Source organism: Paenibacillus silviterrae, from assembly GCF_030167925.1.
GTDB lineage: Bacteria > Bacillota > Bacilli > Paenibacillales > NBRC-103111 > Paenibacillus_G > Paenibacillus_G silviterrae.
In genome coordinates this window covers 1,207,441-1,233,427 of sequence record NZ_JASKUT010000001.1, presented here as the reverse complement: position 1 = coordinate 1,233,427, position 25,987 = coordinate 1,207,441, and the positions used below count along the sequence as shown (strand labels likewise).

Genomic DNA, 25,987 nt, shown 5'->3' with positions numbered 1-25,987 from the left:
GAGCCTCCTTAAGTCGATCGTTATACTATGATGCTCCGTATAATAGTTAGATATTAACATTATTGCGGGGCTGACTCAACCGCGGGGACTCTGTCCGGCGAAATCACTTGGCTTACCGTACCGAAGTGCAAGCCTTTGGCCCGGATGATCTTGATCATTTCCGGAAGTGCGCTCCGGCTTGAATCCGTCGGGTGCATCAGAATCAGCGTCCCGGGCTCCAAACTTCCTCTCAGCCGGCGGACGATCGTGGAGGGGTCCGGTTTTCTCCAATCGATGGTGTCGAAGGTCCATAGAATCGTGCGAAGCTTGAGCTCATGCGCAATGTTAACGGTCTCCTGATCGAAATCTCCGGAAGGCGGTGCAAACAACCGGTTGGAAGCCCCGACCTGCTTGGTGAGCAAATTCTCGGTTTTCATAATTTCTTGAACAGCCTGGCTGCGGGACAGCTTACTCATATCCTTGTGAGAGTAGGCATGGTTGGACACCTCGTGCCCTTCCTCCATGATCGCCTTCGCCTTATCAATGTTCTTACTAAGCCACATCCCGTCAAAAAAGAAGGTCGCCTTAATCTTCTCGCTGCGAAGCGTTTCGAGCATGCCTTCCAGGTACTCATCCCCCCAAGCCACATTAATCATGAGTCCGACCATCGGCTTCTGGGGGTTACCTTTGTAAATCGGGTGCGGTCCAAGCTGGTCCAGTCCTACAGCTGGCGGAACTTCACGGTAGACGAGCTGCGGCTTCTCCGGGAATTGCTGTTCCTCTGCAAGCTCCAGCGTCTTCTCAAGGTCCACCTCCAGACCGTTATACCCCGGAACCGCCTTCCACACGGGATCCAATTTGGCATTGACCGGCGCGATATAATGCTTCTCCGCTTCCTGCTTAATCTTCTCCAGCATAAGCGTGCGTTTTTCCTCTAATCGTTCCTTGTGGGTTGAGGCCAGCAGCGGGACATCCAGATGGTACGGTGCGGAAACGACCGTATTGTCCGTTGTCCCTTTCGCATAGTCTACGAATGTATCGACATCCTTGGATAGCTGAAGACCTGTCCACACTGCTGCGAAACCCACAGCCGCGAATATCAGTTTATTCAACTTCATCCCTCTACTCCCCGTCATAAATGGCTTATTATGTCCCATTGTATGCGAGATAGGACAAGAGTAGACCTTGGCTTCGGAAGCTTGACAGGCAGCACTTTGGAACACAACAAAAAAGAGACAGACTGCTCTGACTCTTTTCTACTGCATTCGCATAGGTTGTATTAAGCTTGCGCCGGCTCTTCCGCCGTCAGTACCGCTTTGCGGGACAAATTGACACGACCTTGCGCATCGATTTCGGTCACCTTCACGGTGATCTTGTCACCCAGCTTCAGCACGTCCTCTACCTTCGCTACGCGCTCCGTAGAGATTTGCGAAATGTGCACAAGCCCTTCCTTACCCGGTAAAATCTCGACAAAAGCACCGAACTTCTCGATCCGCTTCACCGTACCTAAGTACACCTCGCCGACGACAACCTCTCTCACAATGCCCTCAATGATTTCACGGGCACGCTGATTCATTTGGTCGTTCGAAGATGCGATAAATACGCGGCCGTCCTGCTCGATGTCGATTTTGACGCCGGTTTCTTCGATAATCTTGTTGATGATTTTCCCGCCTGCCCCGATCACATCGCGGATCTTATCCGGATTGATCTGCATGGTAAGGATCTTCGGCGCGTATTGCGACAGCTCGGATTTCGGCTCGGAGATCCGCTCGAGCATTTTGCCGAGAATGTGCATACGGCCTTTTTTCGCTTGCTCCAGCGCTTGATTCAAGATGTCGCGGTTAATGCCGTCGATCTTGATGTCCATCTGCAGTGCCGTTACGCCCTTGGCGGTTCCCGCCACTTTGAAGTCCATATCGCCGAGGTGATCTTCCATACCTTGAATATCCGTCAGGATGGAGAAGTGATCGCCGTCTTTAATGAGACCCATCGCCACACCGGCTACCGGAGCTTTAATCGGAACCCCTGCGTCCATCAACGCCAAGGTGCTTGCACAAATACTCGCTTGGGAGGTGGAGCCGTTGGATTCCAATACTTCAGACACAACGCGGATCGTATATGGGAAATCCTTCTCGTTTGGAATGATCGGCTCAAGAGCCCGCTCACCGAGTGCGCCGTGACCGATTTCGCGGCGGCCCGGAGGACGCAGCGGTCTTGCTTCCCCTACGCTGAATGGCGGGAAGTTGTAATGATGCATGAAACGCTTCGTTTCTTCAAGGTCGAGACCATCGAGAATCTGTACGTCGCCAAGTGCTCCCAAGGTACAAATGCTGAGCGCCTGCGTTTGGCCACGTGTAAACAACCCGGAGCCGTGAGTTCTTGGCAGCAGATTGATGTCGCATTCGATCGGACGAATTTCATCCAGACCACGACCGTCAGGACGAACCTTGTCATGCGTAATTAGACGACGAACCTCTTCCTTCACGATATCGTACAGCGTTTCCTTGACATCGCTAAGCTTGTCCGGTGTTTCCGCATATACGCTCTGGAAATGCTCTACGGTTTCCGCGTTAATCGCGTCAATCGCTTCCTGACGAGCATGCTTCTCAGGAATTTTAATCGCTTCGACCAGTCTTGCTTGGGCGAAGGCGCGTACGTCGCTGTTCACTTCCGCATCAACCGCATGGAGCTTCACTTCCATCTTCGGCTTGCCTGCCTCCTGCACGAACTGCTCCTGGATCGCCACAATCTTACGGATTTCATCGTGCCCGAACATGATCGCTTCCAGCATCACTTCTTCCGGCACCTCATCCGCGCCTGCTTCTACCATCATGATGGCATCCTTCGTACCGGCAACCACCAGATGAAGATCGCTCTTCTCCGCTTGCTCCAGCGTCGGGTTAATCACGAATTGTCCGTCCACCCGTCCGACGATCACCCCGCCGACAGGCCCGTTAAACGGCACATCCGAGATGCTGAGCGCTGCGGAGGTACCGATCATGGCAGCCATTTCCGGGGAGCACTCTTGGTCCACGCTCATGACGATCGCAACAATCTGTACATCGTTACGGAAGCCTTCCGGGAACAACGGACGGATCGGACGGTCGGTCAAACGGCTGGCCAAAATCGCCTTCTCGCTCGGACGGCCCTCCCGTTTGATAAAGCCGCCAGGGATTTTACCGACGGAATACAATCTTTCTTCATAGTTCACCGTGAGCGGAAAGAAATCCAAATCTTTCGGCTCAGCCGAGGCCGTAACGGTACACAGTACGACCGTATCGCCATATTTCGCGACGACCGCGGCATTGGCTTGCTTCGCCAAACGGCCGGTTTCCAGTGTAAATGGGCGTCCGCCCAATTGCATCTGAACTTTTTTCTCCATTCGCCTTCCTCCTTCAAGTTTTGCGGAGCACATCTTATTTCGTAAGCATTCGCCCGGTGCATTGCGGAGCAAAACGGCTACGTAAGTCTCCGCTTCTTCTGTTCGCCACAGCCATAGCGGCATCGTAAAGATATACGCGCGTTATGTATGCTTTCCTTAAACCATTCTGCATAATGGCTAGTATTTCCTTCTTTTCGGTAAAACATTAGCAAAAAAAGCAACCGCCGACTCATCTCGCTGCCTACGCCCGAGCCGGACGTGGACAGTGGACTAACGTGGTTGCTTCGTTTGTCGTTAGACCGATTAGCGGCGAAGACCGAGCCTAGCGATCAGCGCGCTGTAACGGTTAACGTCTTTGTTCTTCAAGTAAGTCAGCAGCTTACGGCGTTGACCTACCATCTTGAGCAGACCGCGACGAGAATGATGATCCTTCTTGTGCGTCTTCAAGTGGCTTGTCAAATTCGTGATGTCTTCCGTAAGGATAGCAACTTGCACTTCAGGAGAACCTGTATCCGTGTCGTGAGTCTTGTACGTCGAGATCAGTTCCTGTTTGCGTTCTTGAGTCATAGCCATCCGTGTTCACCTCCATAATAATAGATATCCCCATAAGCCGAGAGAAGCGTCGGAGTGATCGGATCTCCAAGCCCAGGTTAGTTACCTGATGCTACAGCTCCAGGCAACGTTAGATAGTATAGCATATCCCGCAGATAAAAGTAAAATAGATTGCGAAGAAATTATCAGCGATGGGATGGGAACAGCTCCCGAGCCTGCTGAGCGTCATTCTGAATTTGCGCTACCAACTCGTCTATGGAAGAAAACTTACGCTCCGGGCGAATATACTCTAAGCATTCTACCGTCAGCTCGACTCCATACAGATCGCCATCATAATCAAATAAATGCGCTTCAAACGTCGGACGGGGCAGATTCGAGACAAACGTTGGCTTATAGCCGATGTTCATCACTCCTCCGAAGGCTCGTCCGTCAGGCAAGAGGACTCGCACGGCGTAAACTCCGGTCGCCGGAGTAATATATGGCTCCGTCACGTCAAGATTCGCTGTCGGGAAACCGATGGTCCGTCCGCGAGCATCGCCATGGATGACGGTACCGCGGATTGAGTAAGGCCGGCCCAGCAGCTGCGATACCTCTCCCATTTCACCTGATGCGAGAAGCTCCCGCACTTGAGTGCTGCTCACTTTTAATCCGTTACGATAAAAAGGGCGTACCACCTCTACAGCAAAGCGCCCGTGAGCGAGCTCACACAGCGTATCGGGCGTTCCGGCACCGCGATAACCGAACGTAAAGTCAAAGCCGACAAATACGGTATTGATTCCGAGCGGCTGCAGCATCTGGCCTACAAACTCTTGCGGCGTCACTTTCATCAGGTCTTCGTCAAACCGCACGACAAAGGTCGTATCGACTCCCAATTGCTTGAGAAGCTCCAGCTTGACGGGCAGCGGAGAAAGAACCTTCTCGTACCGGACATTGCCCATCACCTGACGGGGATGCGGATCAAACGTCATAATAGCCGAAGGAAGCATCAACTGAGCTCCCGTCTGTACTGCACGCTTGATTACCTCTTGGTGTCCGAGATGAACGCCGTCAAAATCCCCAATCGCCATCACAAAGGGATGTGCCCCGGAAAGCAGATTGCTGATCAATTCACTTTGGAGAGGGTAGGACAACTCAACCGTTTGCATCATTATTCACCCACATTCTCTGTAAGCAGCAAAGCGGCCGGTTTAAGAAAAGATCTTAACCGGCAGCAGCTGTTGTTGCTCTGGATCCCATTCGAGTATACCGACCAGCTGGCGATCCGCATATGCGGCATACCTTTGGTCGGAAGCTTCCTGCTCAGGCTTTCGGGCCAAGCGGAGCTTCTGCCCTTGTGAAGCCCTCTGCGCCTGCTCAGCCGTAAGCTGAAGCGAAGGCATATGGGATAATGCCTCGTCCATCGGGATTAAACGTTCCCCCAAACGTCCCTCCCGGTGCAGCTCCTCGACCTGTTCCAATGTAAGACAAGCTTCCGGACCGATATTGCCCGTAGAGGTACGGATGAGCTCGGCCATAACGGCGGGAACGCCTAAGGCCCGTCCGATATCGACACACAATGTGCGAATGTATGTTCCCTTAGAGCAGCGTACACGGAAACGCACTTCCGGGTACTCCGTCTCCCACTCCATCGAGAGGATTCGGATTTGTTCGATCGTAACGCGCCTTGACTTGCGTTCGACCTCAACCCCTTGGCGAGCCAGCTCGTACAAGCGCTTCCCGTCTACTTTCACAGCTGAATACATAGGTGGCACCTGATCGATCTCGCCAACGAAGCGGGAGATAACCTCCTGCACTCTTTCCGCTGTGACTTGCTCCTTCACCGCTGGCATTCGCTCCAAGACTTCCCCGGTCATATCTTCCGTGTCCGTAGCCAAACCCAATCGCAGCACCGCTTCATATTCCTTCGGCAGCTCCTGGATATACTCCACAAGCCGGGTCGCCCGTCCGATGCAGAGCGGCAGCACTCCCGTAACCGCAGGGTCGAGCGTTCCGGTATGGCCGATCCGTTTAATTCTAACTATGCGCCGAACCTTGGCAACCACGTCATGGGAGGTGAAGCCCACAGGCTTCCATATCGGCAATATCCCTTCCAGCGTCATGCGAGAGCCCTACCTACTTCCTCTACTACTTGTTTAATGGCTTCATCCAGCGTTCCCAGCACGGTGCAGCCTGCCGCACGGACATGACCTCCGCCGCCGAAGCGGGAAGCAAGTTCCGCTACATCGACTTTGCCGGCCGATCGGAGACTTACCTTGATCACCCCGGGCTTTTTTTCTTTAAACAGCATGCCGACTTCCACCCCTTCAATGTTGCGAGGGTAGTTGACTAGCCCGTCCAAATCGTCTGAGGAAGCGCCGGACCTGGCCAAATCCTCCAAGGAAACCGATAGCCAAGCAGCCTGCTGCTCGTGGGCGAAGCCAAGAGTCGCAAGGGCGGACTTCAGGATAGTAACCTGAGGCATGGTAAGCGATTCCAGCAGACGCTCGGCGAGCTCATACCCTTTCACGCCCCGGGACAGCATGTCCGCAGCAATTTGCATAACCTTCGGGGATGTATTGGAATAGCGGAAGCCGCCTGTATCCGTTAACAATCCCGAATAAATGCAAACGTTCAGTTCATGGGAGAAAGGCAATCCAAGCTCCACGTTCAAATCGTAAAGTACCTCGACCGTCGCCGCGGCATCCGCACGAACCAAGTTCACAGCGCCGAAGTCATCGTTCGTTGCATGATGATCTATGTTCAAAAGCTGAACGTTCTCTTCGAAGCAGGCGCTTACCTTGCCGATTCGATCGAAGTCAGCGCAATCTACGGAAATAACCCGCCCGAACTTACGCTCGGGCGGTTCCGTTTCAAGATTGAGAATACGAAGCTGCGAATGGGTCATGTACATAAACTTCTCAGGCATGTGCCCCTCATTGATGAGAGTAAACCTTTTGCCGAGGGCAAGAAGCATCCAAGCCATTGCAAAGGTGGAGCCGGCAGCATCCCCATCCGGCTGGATATGGGACACCACCAAGAAGTCATCATTCTCACGGAGGAAGGACGCCGCTTGGCTAAGCCTTTCCGTGTAAGAAAGAACGGTCATACATCCGCATCCCTCTCATGAATTTGATGGAGCAACGATTCAATTTTGCTTCCATAATCGATCGAAGCATCAAATTTAAACAGCAGATCAGGGATTTTGCGCATCCGGATCCGTTTGCCAAGCTCGGAACGAATGAAGCCGGAGCTGCGGGTAAGAAGCTTAATGGTCTCTTCCCGCTGCTCCTCGCTTCCCATGACGCTAAGGTAAACCTTTGCCTGGGAAAAATCGTTTGTCACATCGACACCCGTTACGGTAATGAAGCCGATCCGCGGATCCTTCAGCTCGGTCTGGATGATTTGGCTGATTTCCTTCTTAATTTGTTCTCCGACTCTTCCTACTCTAACTTTTGCCATAGCGGATCACCTCTCTACAGTTTCCATGACGTAGGCTTCAATCGTATCTCCTTCTTTAATATCATTAAATCTCTCCAGAGATATACCGCACTCGTAGCCCTGCGCCACTTCCTTGGCGTCGTCCTTAAACCGCTTCAGAGCAGCAACTTCGCCGTCAAACACGACAATACCGGCACGGATCAGCCTAACTTTGGCATTTCGTGTAACTTTACCCGAGGTAATCATACAGCCCGCAATGGTACCGACTTTGGAAACCTTAAAGATATTGCGGACCTCGGCAGAACCGATGACAACTTCCTTATACACTGGATCCAGCAAGCCCTTCATGGCCGACTCGATCTCCTCAATTACCTTATAGATGATGCTGTGCAGACGAATATCGACCTTCTCTTGATCCGCCGTGTTCTTCGCTTGCGGCTCCGGACGAACGTTAAAGCCGATAATGATAGCGTTCGAAGCAGAAGCCAAGATAACATCCGACTCCGTAATCGCACCTACACCGTTATGCAGGATTTTGACACGTACGCCTTCGATATCGATCTTCTCCAACGAACCGCGGAGCGCTTCCGCCGAACCGTGAACGTCGGCCTTGATGATGACGTTCAGATCCTTCATTTCGCCTTCCTGAATTCGTTTATGCAGGTCGTCGAGCGTTACGCGAACATTCGCACCCATCTCGGATTGGCGAAGCGTTACGGAGCGCTTCTCCGCGATCGCTCTTGCTTTGCGCTCATCCTCGAAGACGATAAACGGATCGCCGGCTTGCGGAACTTCGGTCAAGCCGGTAATTTCCACCGGAGTCGAAGGTCCTGCCTCTTTAAGACGCTTGCCTTTATCGTTAACCATTGCCCGAACCTTACCGAAATGTACCCCTGCAACGAAGGTATCGCCTACGCTCAAGGTACCGTGCTGGATCAGAATACGAGCAACTGGCCCCTTTCCTTTGTCGAGCTCAGCTTCAATCACCGTTCCGCGCGCACGCTTGTTCGGATTAGCTTTGAACTCCTGTACTTCCGCTACAAGCAGAATCATTTCCAGCAGATTGTCGAGACCGATGCGCTGCTTCGCGGAGATGTTCACGAAGATCGTATCGCCGCCCCATGCTTCCGGAACCAGCTCATGCTCGGTCAGCTCCTGCATGATCCGATCCGGATTGGAGTCCGGCTTATCGATTTTGTTCACGGCTACGATAATCGGCACCTTCGCCGCTTTGGCGTGGGCGATCGCTTCAACGGTTTGCGGCATGACGCCGTCGTCAGCTGCTACGACGATAATCGCAATGTCCGTTACCTGTGCGCCGCGGGCACGCATCGATGTAAATGCGGCGTGACCCGGAGTATCGAGGAATGTAATTTTTTTACCGTTCGTTTCCACCTGGTAAGCACCGATGTGCTGTGTGATCCCGCCGGCTTCCCCTTCGGTTACGTTGGTCTTCCGGATGGCGTCAAGAAGGGTCGTCTTACCATGGTCAACGTGACCCATAATGGTAACGACCGGCGGCCGCTCGAGCAGATCCGCTTCCTCGTCCTTCTCTTCGAAGTTCTCGAATTTATCTTCTTCGACAGCGATTTTCAGTTCTACCTCCACCTTGTAATCGGAGGCAAGCAATTGAATCGCATCGAGATCCAGCTCTTGGTTAATGGTAGCCATAACGCCAAGGAACAGAAGCTTCTTGATTACCTCGGAAGCATCCTTATGCAAAGCCTTGGCCAGCTCGCCCACCGTCATCGTACCGCGAACGATAATTTTCTTTGGCGTATTGTCAATCTTCGGTTTCGGCGGCTCTTGTTGACGGCCTCTGTTTTGGAATTTGCCGCCCCGGTTATTAGGACCTCGTCCTGCACCCGGCTTATTATCGTCAAACCGCTTCGGTGACGGCTTCGTCTTCTTCGCTACCGTCGGTTTGCCTGCCTCATCCGAATCCAGATCGATGTTCGTAGGTACGGTTTTCGGCGGTTGCAGAACCGGACGTGTGCTGTGGTTGTTGTTTCGGTTGCGGTCATTGCTGCGGGAATCGAAGCTTCTGCGCTCCGGTTGAGCCGCGGATGCCGCCGGCGCTCCTCCTTGCGGACGAGCTGCACCGCCGCGGTTGCCTTGGTAGCCGCCACCACCCTGGCCTCCTTGACCTTGACCGCCGCGATTGCCTTGGTAGCCGCCGCCTTGGCCTCCTTGACCTTGACCGCCGCGGTTGCCTTGATAGCCTCCACCTTGGCCTCCTTGACCTTGACCTTGACCGCTGCGGTTGCCTTGATAGCCGCCGCCTTGGCCTCCTTGACCTTGACCGCCGCGGTTGCCTTGATAGCCGCCGCCTTGGCCTCCTTGACCTTGACCGCTGCGGTTGCCTTGATAGCCTCCGCCTTGGCCTCCTTGACCTTGACCGCCGCGGTTGCCCTGGTAGCCGCCGCCTTGGCCTCCTTGACCTTGACCGCCGCGGTTGCCTTGGTAGCCGCCGCCTTGGCCTCCTTGACCTTGGCGATCACGGTTGCCTTGGTAGCCGCCGCCCTGGCCTCCTTGGCCTTGGCGATCGCGGTTGCCTTGGTAGCCGCCGCTTGGGCGCGATTCCGCACTGCCCGAGGCAGCTTGGCCCGATGGCGCCGCTTGGCTTTCGCCGGCTGGCTTATCCGCCGGCTTCGGTGTCACTGCCGTCACTTGCGGAGCTTGCTTCTGCTCCGGCTTCGGTTGTACTGCTACCGTCTGCTGCTTCTCCTGACGCGGAGCCTGCGACTTGTCGGCCGGTTTGGCCGAGCCGCCGTCACGCTTCGCTGCTGCATTTGCTTTAACATCTTTAAAAAACTTCTCTACACTACTCACCGCATCGTTCTCCATTACGCTCATATGGTTGTTCACTGGTATTCCGATTCGTTTCAGAATCGTAATAATTTCCTTGCTGCTCATGTTCATCTGTTTAGCATATTCGTATACTCTTAGTTTATCTTTATTATTGTCCTGATTAGTCAATACTCTCCACCTCCGTACGTTTTCCCGATGGCTTCATCAACATCCGCGCAAATCCCGCATCGGTGACGGCGATCACGACCCGCGCTTCCTTTCCGATACTTGACCCGAGCTGCACCCTGCTGCCGTACTGATGAATAGGAACATGATAATAACTGCATTTATCGTTAACCTTCTTGAATGTGCCTTCCGAAGCGTCCTCCGAAATAATAACCAGCTTGGCTTCTCCGGACCGTACGGAATCGATCACCATGCCCTCGCCCGTTACTATTTTGCCTGCCCGCATCGCCAGCCCGAGCTGAGAAAAAAATTTATCATTCGTCTGACTCATCTTCGTCCCCCGCCGCTTTCCCGGCAATAAATTCGTCCTCTACCTTGATGAAATCCTGCTCCAGCGCATCGTAAATTTCCGGACTTACCGAAGCCTTCAAGGCACGATCAAACGCTCGTGATTTCTTGGCGAGCTTAAAGCAGGATACCTTGCCGCACAGGTAAGCGCCGCGTCCGGACTTCTTACCGGTCAAATCGATGAGCATCTCATCGGTAGGCGTCTTGACCACACGGATCAGCTCTTTCTTAGGCATCATCTGCTGGCAGGCGACACATTTGCGAAGAGGAATTTTGCGTTGCTTCATCTAACGATCACCCTCCCGTATGGCTATCTGCGTACCCGATTAATCGATGCTGACCGAATCCTGATGCATTTCTTCCGTATACGTCTTCTCGCGGCCGAACTCTTGTTCCGCCTGCGTTTCACTCTTGATATCGATCTTCCAGCCCGTAAGCTTGGCTGCAAGGCGGGCATTTTGTCCTTTGATCCCGATGGCCAGCGACAGCTGATAATCCGGAACAATGACGCGCGCCATCTTCTCGGCTTCGAATACTTGTACCTCCAGCACCTTGGACGGGCTGAGCGCATTCGCCACATATTCCTCTACGTTATCGATCCAGCGAACGATGTCAATCTTCTCGCCCTTCAGCTCGTTTACAATCGTCTGTACGCGCATGCCCTTCGGACCTACGCAGGAGCCAACCGGATCCACCTCGGGATTACGGCTGTATACCGCGATCTTGGAACGGAAGCCGGCTTCGCGGGCAACGGAACGTATTTCCACGACGCCTTGGAAAATCTCCGGCACTTCCAGCTCGAACAGACGCTTCAGCAAGCCGGGATGCGTACGCGACAGAATGATCTGCGGTCCCTTTGTCGTATTCTCAACCTTCGTAATATAGGCCTTCACACGGTCGCCGTGAACGAATTTATCCGTTGGCATCAGCTCGCTGAGCGGCATGGCCGCTTCGATTTTGCCGAGGTCAATGTACAGGTTCCGCTGATCCTGACGCTGTACGATCCCGTTCACGATGTCCTCTTCCTTATCCACGTAAGCGTTGTAAATGAGACCGCGCTCCGCCTCGCGAATCCGCTGAGTAACAACCTGTTTCGCCGTTTGTGCCGCAATACGTCCGAAGTCGCGCGGAGTCACCTCGATCTCCACGATGTCATTCAGCGTGTAGTTCGGGTTCATTTCCCGCGCGGCATGAAGCGAAATTTCCATACGCGGATCAAGCACCTCGTCCACGATGGTTTTTCTTGCGTAGACCTTGATCAAGCCCGTATGACGATTGATGTCCACACGAACGTTTTGCGCCGTATTAAAGTTGCGCTTATAGCTTGAGATCAAGGCAGCTTCGATAGCATCGATCAATACTTCCTTCGCAATGCCTCGATCCCGTTCGATTTCATTCAGTGCTTCGATAAAATCCATGTTCATTAGAATGGAGTTCCCCCTCTCATAAAATAAGAGCCGACAGCTCTTGAAATCCGAACCATTAGAATACGATAGCAAGTCTTGCTGAAGCTATCTTATTATAGGGCAGGACATGCTTTTTTTTGCCGATCTCAATAACGAGTGTCTCTTCGTCGAAGGAAGCGAGCTTTCCCTCGAATTCCTTCAGCCCGTCAATCGGCTCGTAAGTTGTGACAAACACGTGCTCTCCCACCGCTTTGTGGTAATCCTGCACCTTTTTCAGAGGACGCTCCGCCCCCGGAGAGGAGACCTCGAGAAAATACGCCTGCTCAATCGGGTCCTTCTCATCCAGCCTCGCGCTCAGGTATTCACTAACGCGTCCGCAATCATCAATGTCGATGCCGCCTTCTTTATCGACATACACGCGAAGGAACCAGTTGCCGCCCTCCTTCACAAACTCGATGTCGACCAGCTCAAACTCGTTCTCCTCCAAAAAAGGGCGAACCAGCGCTTCCACAGTGGAATGAATGTCCTTACTCAATCGTTAACCTCCTATCGAAAACAGACCAGCTGTAACGCTTTTCTGCCGTATACAAAATGTAAAGAGTGGGTTTCCCCACTCTCCGAGTTCGAGTTATTACATTGTTACCTTTGAAGATTATACCATAAGTGCAGTTTTGATGCAACAAACCCTTAGGCAGCCGGGCGTGCCGTCAGCCTTTAAAATAAAGACAGCTGATTGCTTTCAGGAAGCCCCCGGAAGCAGCCCATCCCGTTCAGCAGCTCGACGATCGACTTTGACGCCTTGCTTCGCGATTGGAAATCCTCGATGGACAGATAAGGGCCGTCCTCCCTGGCAGCCGCGATCGCTTTCGCCGCATTCTCCCCGATGCCGCCGATCGCTGCAAAAGGAGGGATCAACGAGTCCCCTTCAATCAGGAACTTCGTTGCGTCCGACCTGTACAGATCGACCGGCTTGAAGGAGAAGCCCCGTGCCGTCATTTCCAGCGCCATCTCCAGAATGGATACCATCGCCTTCTCTTTCGGCGCTGCCTGGAAGCCTTTGTCCTCAATTTCAATCAAGCGCCGCAGAATGGCATCGTACCCTTGACACAGCAAATCCAGTTCAAAATCCGATGCACGTACGGAAAAGTAGGTCGCGTAATAGGCGATCGGATAATACAGCTTGAAGTAAGCGGTACGGACGGCGGAAATTACGTAAGCCGCTGCGTGCGCCTTCGGGAACATGTACTGGATCTTCTCGCAGGAATCAATGTACCATTTCGGCACATTGCAGCGCTTCATCTCTTCCTTCCATTCTTCCGTCAAGCCTTTCCCTTTTCGCACGCTCTCCGTAATTTTGAAGGCGAGCGCCGCGTCCATTCCTGCCTTATAGATTAAGAACAGCATAATATCGTCGCGACAGCCGATTACGGTCTTGATCGTACAAATCCCTTTGCGGATGAGCTCTTGCGCATTATCGAGCCAAACGCCCGTTCCGTGGGACAAGCCGGAAATTTGCAGCAAGTCTGCAAATGTCGACGGCTTCGATTCCTCAAGCATCTGGCGTACGAATTTGGTCCCCATTTCGGGAACCCCATACGTTGCAACCGGCGAACGAATCTGTTCCGGCGATACGCCTAGCGCAGTCGTTGAGTTGAACATGCTCATGACCTTCGGGTCATTCATTGGAATGGTGGTCGGATCAACACCGGTCAGATCCTGAAGCATCCGCATCATCGTCGGGTCATCGTGACCCAGAATATCCAGCTTGAGCAGGTTCGCATCGAAGGCGTGATAGTCAAAATGCGTCGTCTTCCATTCAGCGCTTGTATCGTCCGCAGGAAATTGCACCGGCGTGATATCATCCACATCGATGTAATCCGGAACGACGACGATCCCGCCGGGATGCTGTCCTGTACTTCGCTTGACTCCCGTACAGCCGGCAGCTAATCGGTTCAGCTCGGCGCCGCGCCACTTCTTGCCCTGATCCTCTTCATACTTCTTTACGAAACCGTAGGCCGTCTTCTCCGCAACCGTACCGATCGTACCCGCTCGGAATACCGCCTTTTCACCGAACAGCACCTTGGTATAGTTGTGCGCATGCGGCTGATATTCTCCGGAGAAGTTCAAATCGATATCGGGAACCTTGTCCCCTTTAAAGCCGAGGAACGTTTCGAACGGAATGTCCTGCCCCTCTCCCTTCAGCTTCGCTCCGCACTTGGGACAATCCTTATCCGGCAGATCAAAGCCGCTTGGTATGGATCCGTCTAGAAACCATTCGCTAAACTGACAAGATCTGCACGTGTAGTGCGGGGGCAGCGGGTTAACCTCGGAAATACCAAGGAAGGTCGCAACGACGGAAGAGCCGACGGATCCACGGGAACCGACCAGGTAGCCGTCTTCGTTCGATTTTTTAACAAGCCGCTCCGAGATCAGGTAGTTGGCCGAGAAGCCGTATTTAATAATCGGAACAAGCTCCTTTTCCAAACGTGCCGTAACCACTTCGGGAATCGGTTCGCCGTAAAGCGCTTTGGCGGTTTCATAACATTTGCTGCGAATTTCCTCTTCTGCTCCATCTATGATCGGAGTGAAAAGCTTATCCGGGAACAGCTGCAGCGACTCGAACTGATCCGCGAGCTCCGAGGTATTTTTCACGACGACCTCAAAGGCCGTGTCTTCGCCCAAATAACTGAATTCCTCCAGCATCTCCTTGGTTGTGCGGAAATGCACGTCCGGCTTTCGGATATCCTTCAGCGGACTGAAGCCGGTGATGCCATGAATCGTAATATCGCGGCAAATTTTATCTCTTGGACGCAAGTAATGGACATTTCCTGTAGCAATGACCGGCTTTCCAAGCTTACGTCCCATTTCTACGACTTTGCGATTGGCATTCTGCAGCTGCTCCGGGCCTGCAATAAAGCCCTTTTCGACCAAATGCATATTCACGGTGATGGGCTGAATCTCCAGCACGTCATAGAACTCGGCGACCTGCTCCGCTTCCTCGACAGACTTGTTCATGACCGTTTCGAAGAATTCACCCTTCTCGCAGCCCGAAGCAATAAGGAGACCTTCCCGCAGCTCTTGGAGCTTGCTCTTCGGAATGCACGGCACACGATGAAAATATTCCGTATGGGACAGGGACACCAACGTATAAAGGTTTTTCTTGCCGACCATATTCTTGGCATAAATACAGCAGTGAAACGGCCTTGTCGTAGCCAGGTTTTTCCCTACGTTATCGTTCAGTCGGTTGAGCGTCGTATAGCCGTTCTCCGTCGCTTCTTTAATCAAGTGGTACATCACATGTCCGAGCGCAATGGAGTCGTCGATCGCTCGGTGATGATTCTCCAGGCTCACCTTGAACTTATCTGCCAGCGTATTCAGCCGGTGATTCTTCATCGACGGAAAGAGCAATCTGGCCATTTCCAGCGTATCGAGCACCGGGTTCGTGACTTCCGCCAGTCCGAGCTTTTTGCAGTTATGCTGGATAAAACCAATATCGAAGCGCGCATTATGTGCGACCAGAACACTGTCTCCGACAAACTCAAGGAACTTAGGCAGCATCTCCTCGAGCTCCGGCGCATCCTTCACCATGTCATCGTTGATATTCGTCAGCTGCTGAATATTATATGGAATCCGCTCATGTGGATTAATGAAGGTTGCAAACCGGTCAATCTCTTTGCCGTCCTTCATTTTGACGCCGGCGATCTCGATGATCTTATTATTCGTGACGGAGAGACCCGTCGTCTCGATATCGAACACGACATACTCGGCTTCGCGCAGATCGCGCTCCTCCGGGTTCATAACGACAAGGACCGAATCGTCGACAATGTTGGCCTCCAGGCCATAAATGATCTTAATGCCGTTTTTCTTCCCGGCCTTCTCCGCCTCCGGGTAACACTGGATTCCGCCGTGGTCCGTAATGGCGATGGCTTTATGTCCCCACTTAGCCGCCTGTTTGATATATTGATCCACAGAGGTGATGCCGTCCATCGTACTCATCGTGGTGTGCAGATGGAACTCGACTCGTTTCTCAGCAGCATCGTCCTTCCGGTCCGGAGGAGCAATCACCTCATTAATATCCGAAGGAATCATCACGAGCTCCGGAATCTGCATAAACCGGTCATACTCCACGCGGCCGCGTACCTTAATCCACTTACCATCCTCGATTAAACTCAGGACCTTAACGTCTTCCTTCGTCTTAGCAAAAGCCTTACACATGATGGAATCGCTGAAATCCGTTATATTGAACGTAAACAAGGTGCTTCCGTTTCTCAGTTCTTTCATTTCGACACCGAAAACAGAGCCTTGCAGCGTTATTTTCTTTTCCTCGTCTTTCACATCCTGCAGCGGGACGGGCTGGTCCTTAATATCATAACCGACCATAAGCTTGATTTCGCCTTCCGGCGCTTCCGCTTCCGCCTGCGCTTCGGCTTCCACCGACGTTATGATGTGCTGCGTTACTTCCGCTTCTTCCTTCTCAATCTGCTTGCGCATCTTCTCAAATTCTAATTCACGCTTGTCATTGACCGCGTACTTCACTTGAAACTCTACATCAAAATAAGTATGAAAATAAGTTCGTATGAAATCACCGACATTTTTCTTCTTAGCCAGCTCCAGGCCAATGGAGTCAAGGAGCAATAAAGTAAGCTGTCGATCCTTGACTTCAATCTTTGCCTTGGTCATCCAGCCGTTTATGGAGGCGGCTTCCTGCTGCACCCATTCGATGAACATGCTCCAATATTCCTGCGCAATCTGCTCTGGAGTCACCTCTGGCGTATATTGCAGTACGAAGCGTATCGCAGCGATGTGGGAGAACTTGTCCCGGATCATGCGGCAAAAGGTACGATAAATGTCTTGCGGTACGATTTGACTTTTGACGATGAAAAAGGCCCATTCACGATTCTTCCGGCTTGTCTCCACCTTATCGATGTATCCGTCCGAAAAAAAGGATTGGATTACATCGGTCGGAACACCCGCCTGGTGCATCAGCATTTCGAAGCGGTCTCTTTTCAGAGCGGTACTGCTCACTGACTGGTCCCCCCTGTAAATGAAAAAATGCTCTTAATGTGGATAAGGGGTGTCCCTTCGGCCGCTCTTGAAATCAGATATTTTTGATTACACCGTATGGCGGATCATATCTGATTTCAAAGGCGGCACGTAAACTCTACGGAACTACCCCTTTATCCAAATTGGCATTTTGTCATCTACTTAAAATATAAAATTAATAAGCGCGTCCGAAAAGGACGGTGTGTTTGGCGTCGTCGCCGCATACAAGACACTTGGATTTCTTCGTCGGCGTCTCGAACGGAATGTTCCGGCTTGTTGCGCCGGTTTCTTCCTTCACCTGCGCCTCGCAAGCGTTGGAACCGCACCAGCCAGCATATACGAAGCCACGTTTCTGCTCAAGGAACGACTTCATTTCATCCAATGTATCCACCGTGGTGAGTGATTCATCACGGAATCTCTTAGCTCGATCATACATTTCCTGCTGAGTTTCCGTCAACAGTTTTTGTACTTCCTCGACAAAGTTCTCCTGCGGCACGATTCTCTTTTCACCTGTGATACGGGATACAAGAACAACCACTCCGTTATCCATGTCACGAGGACCGAGCTCTACGCGTACCGGTACGCCACGCATTTCGTACTCGTTGAACTTCCAGCCCGGGCTCTGATCGGGACGGTCGTCCACCTTCACGCGCACTCCGGCTGCCTTCAGCTGAGCATACAGTTCATCTACCCGTCCAACCACTTGCTCACGGGTTTTCGGAGGGCCAATCGGAATCATGATGACTTGGGTCGGTGCTACTTTCGGAGGAAGCGCCAAGCCGCGGTCGTCCCCGTGTACCATAATCAATGCGCCGATCAGACGTGTGCTGACACCCCAGGATGTGGTGTGGCAGAACGTATGCTGATTTTCGCGATCCAAATATTTAATATCAAAGGCCACAGCGAAGTTCGTGCCCAGATAGTGGGAGGTCCCTGCCTGTACGGCCTTGCCGTCCTTCATCATCGCCTCGATCGAGTAGGTATCGACCGCGCCGGCAAACTTCTCCGAAGGCGTCTTCTGACCGACAATGACCGGAATTGCCAAGTAATTTTCAGCAAAATCCCGGTAAATTTCCAGCATTTGCATCGTTTCCTTGCGTGCGTCGGCTTCGTCCTCATGAGCCGTGTGGCCTTCCTGCCACAGGAATTCGCTGGTGCGAAGGAACGGCTGCGTCCGCTTCTCCCAACGGACGACGTTCGCCCATTGGTTGATCAACAAAGGCAAATCGCGGTACGAATTAATCCATTCCGAGTACATATGTCCGATCATGGTTTCGGAAGTAGGACGGATCGCGAGGCGCTCTTCCAGTTTCTCTCCTCCGGCTTCCGTTACCCAAGGGAGCTCCGGATTGAAGCCCTCGACGTGCTCCTTCTCCTTTTGAAAGAAGCTCTCCGGGATAAAGATCGGGAAGTAAGCATTGCGATGTCCCGTTTCTTTAAAGCGGCGATCCAGCTCTCGCTGGATGTGCTCCCAGATTTCATAGCTGTCCGGCTTGAATACGATACATCCCCGAACCGGGGAATAGCTCATCAGGTCGGCCTTTTTAATAACATCGATATACCAGCGAGAGAAATCCTCGCTTTGCGGCGTAATCTCTTTTACAAACTGCTTTTCGTTCGACATGGTTTTCCCCCTACGACTACATCCAATGGATCGATTTATCCCTTAATCAAACGCAATATATCGTTATAAGTTACGGCGATCATCAGCAGCATCAGCATCGCAAAGCCGACGAAATGCACCATGCTCTCGCGATTCGGATCCACCGGCTTCCCGCGTACCGCTTCAAAGAGCAGGAACACCAGACGGCTGCCGTCTAATGCCGGGAAAGGAAGCAGATTGAAGATGCCTAAGTACAAGCTCATCAGGGCAGCCCAATTGATGTAATAAGGCAATCCCGCCTTCACTTGCTCGCTCGTAAACTCCACAATCCGCACTGGACCGCCAAGATCATCCATCTTGAACTGAAGCGTCACCAGCTTGCCGAAGCTGTCCAGAATCGAAATGCTGGCTCCGCTTAGCGTCGACCAGCCGTTAGCAAAGCCTTCCGTTACCGTAGCAGGCCGCGTGAGCGCCATCAGCGTTACTCCTACCAGACCGCTGCCGTCTCCCTTATCCATAGGAGTTACCTCCTTGCGGAGCTGCTCCTGATTCCGCTCAATAATCCATACCATCGGTTGGTTCAAAGAGCTCCGAATGAGATTGGTCAGCTTATTGCGATCGGCACCGATCTGCTCTCCGTTGACGCTAAGAATGATATCTCCCTTCTGCAGCCCCGCTTTAACGGCAGCTGAGTTCTGGGAAACCTCCTGAACCTGCACTTTATCCGGCACACCAGCCAGAAAAACAACAGTTACGAATAAGATGAAAGCTAGGATGAAATTCATCAGCGGTCCTGCGAAGATGGCCATTGCACGCTGGCTGACCTTCTTGCTGCCGAACTGACGGTTCCATGGAGCAATCTGCGTCTGACGATCCTTGCTTACCATCATCGCTTGCGGATGAATCGGGTAACGCTGAACGTCACCGTCCAGGTCCAAACGAACGAAAAGATCGTGCTCCAGATCGATTTGCTCCACTAAACCGATGATCGTATCCGAACGCTTCTCGAATTCATTCAAGTAAATATGGGTTACCTTGTTGCCCTGCAGTGCGACGGCAATCCGTTGGCCCGGATTGATCTGCACAATCTCGGGATCTTCACCGGCCATCCGGACGAAGCCGCCGATCGGAAGCAAACGAAGCGTGTAGCGGGTTTCGCCTTTCTTAAAGGAGAGCAGCTTCGGTCCGAAGCCGATCGCGAACTCTCGAACGAGAATGCCTGCCCGCTTGGCAAAGTAATAGTGTCCCCATTCATGAATCGTCACGAGAACGAAAAACATCAGTACAATTTGGAAAACATTCTGAAAAGTAGCCAACCGGTTAGCAGCCTCCTTAAGCGATATATGGTCAGTCATGGAAAGGCATATACTTGTAATAAGATTAACATTATTGCCCGTAGGAATACAAGCTAAGCCATGCTATGAACATATTATCGTGCTGCTGAAAACATTCCGTTCGTGAAGAATGGGAAGGAGGAGAATTTTATACGGACGCACCGGCCGTCCTTCTAGCCCACGCGTCGATCTCCGTGATTTCCTCGAGCGTCGGTGTCGCCACTCTTTGGTGCTTCGATAGCACCGTTTCAATGATGTCCTCGATTTGCAGGAAAGAAACGTCTCCTTGCAGAAAGCGGGCTACGGCGATTTCATTAGCGGCATTAAATACCGTCGGCACCGAGCCGCCGGCCCTGCCGCTCTCGAAGGCCATCCGCATGCACGGATATCGCTCGAAATCCATATCCCGAAATTGCAGCTTGCCTACCTCGGCCAGCCTTAATCTCCCTGTAGGAGTGGGCATGCGATCCGGATAGGTCAAAGCATATTGAATCGGTACCCGCATATCGGGCAAGCCCAACTGCGCGATGATGCTATGGTCCACGAATTCAACGAACGAATGAATAATACTCTCCGGGTGGATCAGCACTTCAATCTGATCATAGGATAAGCCGAACAGCCAGTGCGCTTCCATCACCTCAAGGCCTTTATTCACCATCGTTGCCGAATCAATCGTTATTTTCGCACCCATCGACCAGTTCGGATGGTTCAGTGCTTCCTTAACGGTAACCCCTGCCAGCTCCTCCCGTTTCCGGTCCCGGAACGATCCGCCTGAAGCCGTTAAAGTGATTTTATGAATCCGGTCTCTCGATTCCCCATTCAAGCACTGAAAAATAGCGGAATGCTCGCTATCGATAGGCAGAAGCTGAACACCGTGCCGCTGGCAAGCCTCTGTAACCAGATGTCCTGCGGTAATCAGCGTTTCCTTGTTCGCAAGCCCGATCTGCTTCCCGGCTTCAATCGCCGCCAGCGTCGGTTTCAGGCCTTGGCTTCCCACTACGGCTGTAACCACGGTATCCGCATCGTTGCCGGCCGCCGTCTCCAACAGCCCCTCATCACCATGAAGCACCTTCACTCCTGAAGGAACCTGACCGATCAGTTGATCGGCGGCAGCTTGAGTAGCTACGGAAACCACAGACGGACGAAAACGCTTCACCTGCTCGGCAAGCAGCTCCACATTATGACCACCCGCGAGCGCAACAACTTCAAATTGCTCCGGATAATGAGAAATCACATCCAGCGTTTGCGTACCGATCGAGCCGGTGGAGCCCAGGATACTGATTTTTTTCACAAGCTTCACCCTCTAGTCTAATCTACAGCTGCGGCAGGAGCGATAATAGATGAACGAAGGGAAAGACGATAATCCAGCTGTCCGTTCGATCCAGAACGCCCCCATGCCCTGGCAGCAGCGTGCCTGTATCCTTGATTCCTTTCACTCTCTTGTAAGCGGATTGCATCAAATCCCCAAGCTGCCCTACAATCGCTATGACAGCTCCCAGCAATACAGCCTGACCTATAGAGAGCAGTTCCGGTCGTACGAGAGCGAAGACGATCGCTACGACAACGGCAATGGCGACGCCTCCTAGCGAGCCCTCCACAGATTTCTTCGGACTGATGGTCGGCCATAGCGGTGTTCGTCCAAGCCAAGTACCGGTAAAATAGGCACCGGAATCGCTTGCCCAGATGCACAAGAAGATCAGCAGTGTCCAGAACAGCCCGCTGCCCTCCATCAGCCTCGTTTCGATCATATAATGAAAGCCTATGCCCACATAAACCATGCCAAGGAACATCATGGCAATGTGATCAATGGTGATTTTGTTCTTGGAAAGTACCGTGATTGCCAGCAGCAGAAACATCAGCAGCCAAAGGACATGATCCATACGAAACCAAGAGGATGGCATCGTATTTTGCCATGGTAACGTTAATACAATGACACCGGCATAGCCGAGATACGTAACGGCTTTATTCTTCTTCAAATCATTCATGCGTAAAAACTCATCGTAGCCGATCACGGATAAAATCATGATAAGACCGGCAAACGGATAGCTCCCGGCATAAAGCAACAGGAAAAAGCCAATACCGGCAATCAATCCGGTAATGATGCGCTGCTTCAAATCGATTCCTCCATCATTTGCTACAGACCGCCATATCTTCTGGCGCGGCGCTGGTATTCTCGAATCGCTTCGTAAAAGTGCTGCTCTGTAAACTCCGGCCAGCTTAGGTCAGTAAACCACAACTCGGAATAGGCAAGCTGCCATAGCATGAAATTACTGATGCGAAGCTCGCCGCTAGTACGAATCAACAAATCCGGATCCGGGAGCGGGTGCGTCAGTAAATATTCGGAGAATAGAGCTTCCGAAATCTCATCCATCTTCACTTTATTTTGCTTCACATCTTCAGCTATCCGCTTGACTCCTGCGAGCATTTCTTTTCTGCTGCCGTAGTTCAGAGCAAAATTCAGAATAAGACCCGTGTTGTTTTTGGTTTGGTCGATGGCATCCTGCACAGCCTTTAATGTGTAGTCAGGGAGCCCCTCCTGCCAGCCTGTCATGCGAATTTGAACGTTATTGGCAATGAGCTCCTCGATTTCCTTCGGAAAAAATTCCATCGGAAGCTTCATCAAGTAGTCTACTTCCTCTTTCGGCCGTTTCCAGTTCTCCGTCGAGAAAGCATATAAAGTCAACACTCGAACACCGATTTCACTGGCGGCCATGGTCACTCTCTTCACATTCTTCATCCCGGAGTGATGTCCGGCCACTCTGGGCAAGCCGCGCTTTTGCGCCCAACGTCCGTTACCATCCATAATGACGGCTACATGGTTCGGAATGTTGTCGGTATCCAGCTGGCTCTGAATGCTCTCTCCCACCGGCTTTGCTCCAAACCATTTCTTAAAAGGCTTCATTTCTTGGTCCCCCATTAGGAAAGACTAAAAGCCCCCTCGTTTAAGGGGGTCTTTACCGGTTATACTTCCATTATTTCCTTTTCTTTTGCCGCAAGCACCTTATCCACTTCTCCGATGAACTTGTCCGTGAACTTCTGGATGTCCTCTTGGTGGCGACGGGATTCGTCTTCGGAGATCCCCGTTTTTTCGAGCTTTTTGATATCATCGTTGGCGTCACGGCGAATGTTGCGAATAGCTACCTTTGCTTCTTCGCCGAATTTCTTCGTCATCTTCACCAGCTCCGCACGGCGCTCTTCCGTCAAGGCTGGAATCACGATTCGAATCGAGCTGCCGTCGTTCGAAGGCGTGAGGCCAAGATCCGATTTCATGATCGCTTTCTCAATGGCTGCTACAGAACCCTTATCCCACGGCTGAATCATGAGCGTCCGGGAATCCGGAGTGTTGATGTTCGCCAGCTGATTGACCGGCGTCATCGCTCCATAGTACTCCACTTGCACGCGATCCAGCAGCGCCGGTGTCGCACGTCCTGCTCTAAGTGAAGCAAGCTCCTTTTTCAAAGAACCAATCGCTTTGTCCATACGTTCTTCTGCATTTTTTTTGATGGATTGAGGCATCGATTATACACTCCCTTTCACAATCGTACCGATCTTCTCACCCAATACGACACGCTTGATATTGCCGCTCTCCGTAATGGAGAACACAATCAACGGGATGTTATTGTCCATACAAAGCGAAGAAGCGGTCGAATCCATAACACCAAGGTTGTTATTTAATACTTCCATATAAGTCAAGGTTTCGTATTTTTGGGCTGATGCATCCTTGAACGGGTCAGCCGTATATACGCCATCCACTTTATTCTTAGCCATCAGGATCACTTCCGCTTCTATCTCCGCCGCACGAAGCGCTGCTGTCGTGTCTGTGGAGAAGTACGGATTCCCTGTGCCTGCCGCAAAAATGACGACACGGCCTTTTTCCAAGTGGCGAATCGCTCTGCGGCGGATATAAGGCTCCGCCACCTGCTGCATTGTGATCGAGGATTGAACGCGCGTAGGAACTCCGATGGTTTCGAGCGCATCTTGAAGCGCCAGGGAATTCATCACGGTCGCCAGCATGCCCATGTAGTCTGCGGTTGCCCGGTCGATTCCCTTCGCACTGCCTGCGATTCCTCTCCAGATGTTGCCTCCGCCGACAACGATCGCTACCTCAACTTGCAGGTCGACAACCTCTTTCACCTGTTGGGCGATTGAATTGATCATACCTGAATCGATGCCGTAGCCTTGCTGACCTGCCAGCGCTTCACCGCTCAACTTTAATATGACGCGTTTATAGGTAGGACTTGTCACGCTAACCCCTCCGTTCTAAAACCATAACTGCTTATGCTTACAAAAGAAGGAACACATAGTGTTCCTCTTCTGTCATTATCTATGATTTACAGCTTCACTTGAGACATAACTTCTTCTGCAAAGTTTTCTTGCTTCTTCTCGAGGCCTTCTCCAAGCTCGAAACGAACAAAACGACGGATGGACAAGTTTTCGCCGATCGTAGCGATTTTTTCCTTAAGAACTTCCTCAACGGATTTGTCCGGATCCTTAATGAACGGCTGCTCCAGCAAGCAATACTCTTCGTAGTACTTCGACAGACGGCCTTCAACGATCTTCTCAACGATTTTCTCAGGCTTGCCTTCGTTCAGAGCTTGGTTCGTCAAGATTTCGCGCTCTTTATCCAGAGCCTCTTGAGGAACTTCGTCGCGACGAAGATATTTCGGATTCGATGCAGCGATGTGAAGAGCTACGTCGCGAACAAACGTACGGAACTGCTCGTTCTTTGCAACGAAGTCGGTTTCGCTGTTTACTTCTACCAGAACGCCGATTTTACCGCCGGCATGAATGTAGGATTCGATCATGCCTTCCGTAGCGATACGATCGGACTTTTTCGCTGCCGCGGCAAGACCTTTTTCACGAAGGATTTCGGAAGCTTTCGTCAAATCGCCGTTTGCTTCTTCCAATGCCTTTTTGCAATCGAGCATACCTGCTCCGGTTTTTTCACGCAATTCTTTTACTGCTGCTGCACTTACTGCCATCTGATGGGCCTCCTAAATTCTCAATTTTATGTACTTTAAAAAAAGGGCGGTGAAAGGCTGCAAGCACCTTTAAACCACCCTTTTTATTCATTCGACGCTAGATTAAGCCGTTGTTTGCTCGCCTTGGTGAGCTTCTACTACTGCATCAGCAATTTTGGCTGTCAGCAGCTTCACGGCACGGATTGCATCGTCGTTACCAGGGATAACGTAGTCGATTTCGTCCGGATCGCAGTTTGTATCAACGATACCTACGATTGGGATACCGAGCTTACGAGCTTCCGCAACTGCGATACGCTCTTTGCGAGGGTCGATAACGAACAATGCGCTAGGCAGACCCTTCATATTCTTAATGCCGCCCAAGAATTTCTCGAGGCGATCCTTTTCTTTACGGAGGATGATAACTTCTTTCTTAGGAAGCAGTTCGAACGTGCCGTCCTCTTCCCACTTCTCAAGAGTTTTCAAGCGATCGATCCGCTTTTGGATCGTTTGGAAGTTGGTCAATGTACCGCCGAGCCAACGCTGGTTGATGAAGTACATTCCGCAACGCTCAGCTTCTTCCTTAACGGAATCTTGAGCTTGCTTTTTCGTACCTACGAACAAAATCGTACCGTTCTCTTCTGCAACAGAACGAACGAAGTTGTAAGCTTCCTCAACTTTCTTAACCGTCTTTTGCAGGTCAATAATGTAAATACCGTTTCTTTCAGTGAAGATGTATCGATCCATTTTCGGGTTCCAGCGACGAGTCTGATGACCGAAGTGTACCCCAGCCTCGAGCAGCTGTTTCATGGAGATAACTGCCATCCTCACACACCTCCTCTAAATTGGTTTTTGTAGTATTGCTCCGCCGCAAGTCGCATCTCCCAGCAAAACTTCTCCTAATGAAGAAGCACCCTCGCCAGGATTGACATGCGTGTGTTTTCAACACCGTCAATTACTATACCACAACTGAATTTCGTATGCAACAC

22 protein-coding genes are annotated in these 25,987 nt (G+C 51.8%); all 22 read right to left on the bottom strand.

Annotated elements, in window-relative coordinates; all coding sequences use genetic code 11:
* Nucleotides 1-59: 59 nt before the first annotated feature.
* Nucleotides 60-1,097: a polysaccharide deacetylase family protein gene (locus QMO62_RS05340; RefSeq protein WP_284639122.1), complete on the bottom strand. Its 1,038-nt coding sequence runs from the start codon at nt 1,095-1,097 to the stop codon at nt 60-62.
* 161 nt (nt 1,098-1,258) lie between these two features.
* Nucleotides 1,259-3,361 (bottom strand): polyribonucleotide nucleotidyltransferase, encoded by a 2,103-nt coding sequence (pnp, locus tag QMO62_RS05335; protein ID WP_284639120.1) that lies wholly within the window; start codon nt 3,359-3,361, stop codon nt 1,259-1,261.
* A gap of 303 nt (nt 3,362-3,664) precedes the next feature.
* Entirely contained in the window at nt 3,665-3,934 is a 270-nt protein-coding gene (rpsO, locus tag QMO62_RS05330; protein WP_284639118.1) for a 30S ribosomal protein S15, read from the bottom strand.
* 164 nt (nt 3,935-4,098) lie between these two features.
* Nucleotides 4,099-5,058, bottom strand: coding sequence for a bifunctional riboflavin kinase/FAD synthetase (locus QMO62_RS05325; RefSeq protein WP_284644868.1), 960 nt, complete (start codon nt 5,056-5,058; stop codon nt 4,099-4,101).
* Nucleotides 5,059-5,100: 42 nt separating this feature from the next.
* On the bottom strand, nt 5,101-6,012 hold the full coding sequence (gene truB, locus QMO62_RS05320) for a tRNA pseudouridine(55) synthase TruB (protein ID WP_284639117.1): 912 nt from the start codon (nt 6,010-6,012) through the stop codon (nt 5,101-5,103).
* Complete coding sequence (locus QMO62_RS05315; protein ID WP_284639115.1) at nt 6,009-6,998, bottom strand: DHH family phosphoesterase; 990 nt, start codon at nt 6,996-6,998, stop codon at nt 6,009-6,011. Before QMO62_RS05315 ends, truB begins: the two co-directional genes overlap by 4 nt.
* Entirely contained in the window at nt 6,995-7,351 is a 357-nt protein-coding gene (gene rbfA, locus QMO62_RS05310) for a 30S ribosome-binding factor RbfA (RefSeq protein WP_284639113.1), read from the bottom strand. Before rbfA ends, QMO62_RS05315 begins: the two co-directional genes overlap by 4 nt.
* Before the next feature lie 6 nt (nt 7,352-7,357).
* On the bottom strand, nt 7,358-10,309 hold the full coding sequence (gene infB / locus QMO62_RS05305) for a translation initiation factor IF-2 (protein WP_284639112.1): 2,952 nt from the start codon (nt 10,307-10,309) through the stop codon (nt 7,358-7,360).
* Nucleotides 10,302-10,637 (bottom strand): YlxQ family RNA-binding protein, encoded by a 336-nt coding sequence (locus QMO62_RS05300; protein ID WP_284639110.1) that lies wholly within the window; start codon nt 10,635-10,637, stop codon nt 10,302-10,304. Before QMO62_RS05300 ends, infB begins: the two co-directional genes overlap by 8 nt.
* Entirely contained in the window at nt 10,621-10,941 is a 321-nt protein-coding gene (rnpM, locus tag QMO62_RS05295; RefSeq protein WP_284639108.1) for an RNase P modulator RnpM, read from the bottom strand. Before rnpM ends, QMO62_RS05300 begins: the two co-directional genes overlap by 17 nt.
* A gap of 39 nt (nt 10,942-10,980) precedes the next feature.
* Nucleotides 10,981-12,078, bottom strand: a complete 1,098-nt coding sequence (gene nusA, locus QMO62_RS05290) for a transcription termination factor NusA (protein WP_284639106.1) — start codon at nt 12,076-12,078, stop codon at nt 10,981-10,983.
* 58 nt (nt 12,079-12,136) lie between these two features.
* Nucleotides 12,137-12,595 carry a ribosome maturation factor RimP gene (gene rimP, locus QMO62_RS05285; RefSeq protein WP_284639105.1) on the bottom strand — a complete coding sequence of 153 codons (459 nt, stop codon included), beginning with the start codon at nt 12,593-12,595 and terminating at the stop codon, nt 12,137-12,139.
* Between the two features lie 179 nt (nt 12,596-12,774).
* On the bottom strand, nt 12,775-17,085 hold the full coding sequence (locus tag QMO62_RS05280; protein ID WP_284639104.1) for a PolC-type DNA polymerase III: 4,311 nt from the start codon (nt 17,083-17,085) through the stop codon (nt 12,775-12,777).
* A gap of 193 nt (nt 17,086-17,278) precedes the next feature.
* Nucleotides 17,279-18,727 (bottom strand): proline--tRNA ligase, encoded by a 1,449-nt coding sequence (gene proS, locus QMO62_RS05275; RefSeq protein WP_284639103.1) that lies wholly within the window; start codon nt 18,725-18,727, stop codon nt 17,279-17,281.
* A gap of 35 nt (nt 18,728-18,762) precedes the next feature.
* Nucleotides 18,763-20,022, bottom strand: a complete 1,260-nt coding sequence (rseP, locus tag QMO62_RS05270) for an RIP metalloprotease RseP (protein ID WP_284639102.1) — start codon at nt 20,020-20,022, stop codon at nt 18,763-18,765.
* A gap of 166 nt (nt 20,023-20,188) precedes the next feature.
* Entirely contained in the window at nt 20,189-21,331 is a 1,143-nt protein-coding gene (locus QMO62_RS05265) for a 1-deoxy-D-xylulose-5-phosphate reductoisomerase (protein WP_284639101.1), read from the bottom strand.
* Between the two features lie 22 nt (nt 21,332-21,353).
* Nucleotides 21,354-22,154 carry a phosphatidate cytidylyltransferase gene (locus tag QMO62_RS05260; RefSeq protein ID WP_284639099.1) on the bottom strand — a complete coding sequence of 267 codons (801 nt, stop codon included), beginning with the start codon at nt 22,152-22,154 and terminating at the stop codon, nt 21,354-21,356.
* Nucleotides 22,155-22,174: 20 nt separating this feature from the next.
* Nucleotides 22,175-22,942, bottom strand: a complete 768-nt coding sequence (uppS, locus tag QMO62_RS05255) for an undecaprenyl pyrophosphate synthase (RefSeq protein WP_284639098.1) — start codon at nt 22,940-22,942, stop codon at nt 22,175-22,177.
* 59 nt (nt 22,943-23,001) lie between these two features.
* The gene (gene frr, locus QMO62_RS05250) at nt 23,002-23,556 is read right to left on the bottom strand and encodes a ribosome recycling factor (RefSeq protein ID WP_284639097.1); all 555 of its coding nucleotides are present in this window, start codon (nt 23,554-23,556) and stop codon (nt 23,002-23,004) included.
* Between the two features lie 3 nt (nt 23,557-23,559).
* Nucleotides 23,560-24,285 (bottom strand): UMP kinase, encoded by a 726-nt coding sequence (gene pyrH / locus QMO62_RS05245; RefSeq protein ID WP_284639096.1) that lies wholly within the window; start codon nt 24,283-24,285, stop codon nt 23,560-23,562.
* Nucleotides 24,286-24,371: 86 nt separating this feature from the next.
* Nucleotides 24,372-25,022 (bottom strand): translation elongation factor Ts, encoded by a 651-nt coding sequence (gene tsf / locus QMO62_RS05240; RefSeq protein ID WP_284639095.1) that lies wholly within the window; start codon nt 25,020-25,022, stop codon nt 24,372-24,374.
* 102 nt (nt 25,023-25,124) lie between these two features.
* The gene (gene rpsB / locus QMO62_RS05235; protein ID WP_284639094.1) at nt 25,125-25,823 is read right to left on the bottom strand and encodes a 30S ribosomal protein S2; all 699 of its coding nucleotides are present in this window, start codon (nt 25,821-25,823) and stop codon (nt 25,125-25,127) included.
* Nucleotides 25,824-25,987 lie beyond the last annotated feature (164 nt).

Bases quoted from the DNA above. Each gene is read 5' to 3' on its own strand.
- truB (WP_284639117.1), bottom strand. From the start codon at position 6,012: ATGACGCTGGAAGGGATATTGCCGATATGGAAGCCTGTGGGCTTCACC.
- rbfA (WP_284639113.1), bottom strand. From the start codon at position 7,351: ATGGCAAAAGTTAGAGTAGGAAGAGTCGGAGAACAAATTAAGAAGGAA.
- tsf (WP_284639095.1), bottom strand. From the start codon at position 25,022: ATGGCAGTAAGTGCAGCAGCAGTAAAAGAATTGCGTGAAAAAACCGGA.
- pnp (WP_284639120.1), bottom strand. From the start codon at position 3,361: ATGGAGAAAAAAGTTCAGATGCAATTGGGCGGACGCCCATTTACACTG.
- nusA (WP_284639106.1), bottom strand. From the start codon at position 12,078: ATGAACATGGATTTTATCGAAGCACTGAATGAAATCGAACGGGATCGA.
- QMO62_RS05315 (WP_284639115.1), bottom strand. From the start codon at position 6,998: ATGACCGTTCTTTCTTACACGGAAAGGCTTAGCCAAGCGGCGTCCTTC.
- uppS (WP_284639098.1), bottom strand. From the start codon at position 22,942: ATGAAGCCTTTTAAGAAATGGTTTGGAGCAAAGCCGGTGGGAGAGAGC.
- QMO62_RS05325 (WP_284644868.1), bottom strand. From the start codon at position 5,058: ATGCAAACGGTTGAGTTGTCCTACCCTCTCCAAAGTGAATTGATCAGC.
- proS (WP_284639103.1), bottom strand. From the start codon at position 18,727: ATGTCGAACGAAAAGCAGTTTGTAAAAGAGATTACGCCGCAAAGCGAG.
- QMO62_RS05300 (WP_284639110.1), bottom strand. From the start codon at position 10,637: ATGAGTCAGACGAATGATAAATTTTTTTCTCAGCTCGGGCTGGCGATG.
- frr (WP_284639097.1), bottom strand. From the start codon at position 23,556: ATGCCTCAATCCATCAAAAAAAATGCAGAAGAACGTATGGACAAAGCG.
- rpsB (WP_284639094.1), bottom strand. From the start codon at position 25,823: ATGGCAGTTATCTCCATGAAACAGCTGCTCGAGGCTGGGGTACACTTC.
- rnpM (WP_284639108.1), bottom strand. From the start codon at position 10,941: ATGAAGCAACGCAAAATTCCTCTTCGCAAATGTGTCGCCTGCCAGCAG.
- QMO62_RS05340 (WP_284639122.1), bottom strand. From the start codon at position 1,097: ATGAAGTTGAATAAACTGATATTCGCGGCTGTGGGTTTCGCAGCAGTG.
- rpsO (WP_284639118.1), bottom strand. From the start codon at position 3,934: ATGGCTATGACTCAAGAACGCAAACAGGAACTGATCTCGACGTACAAG.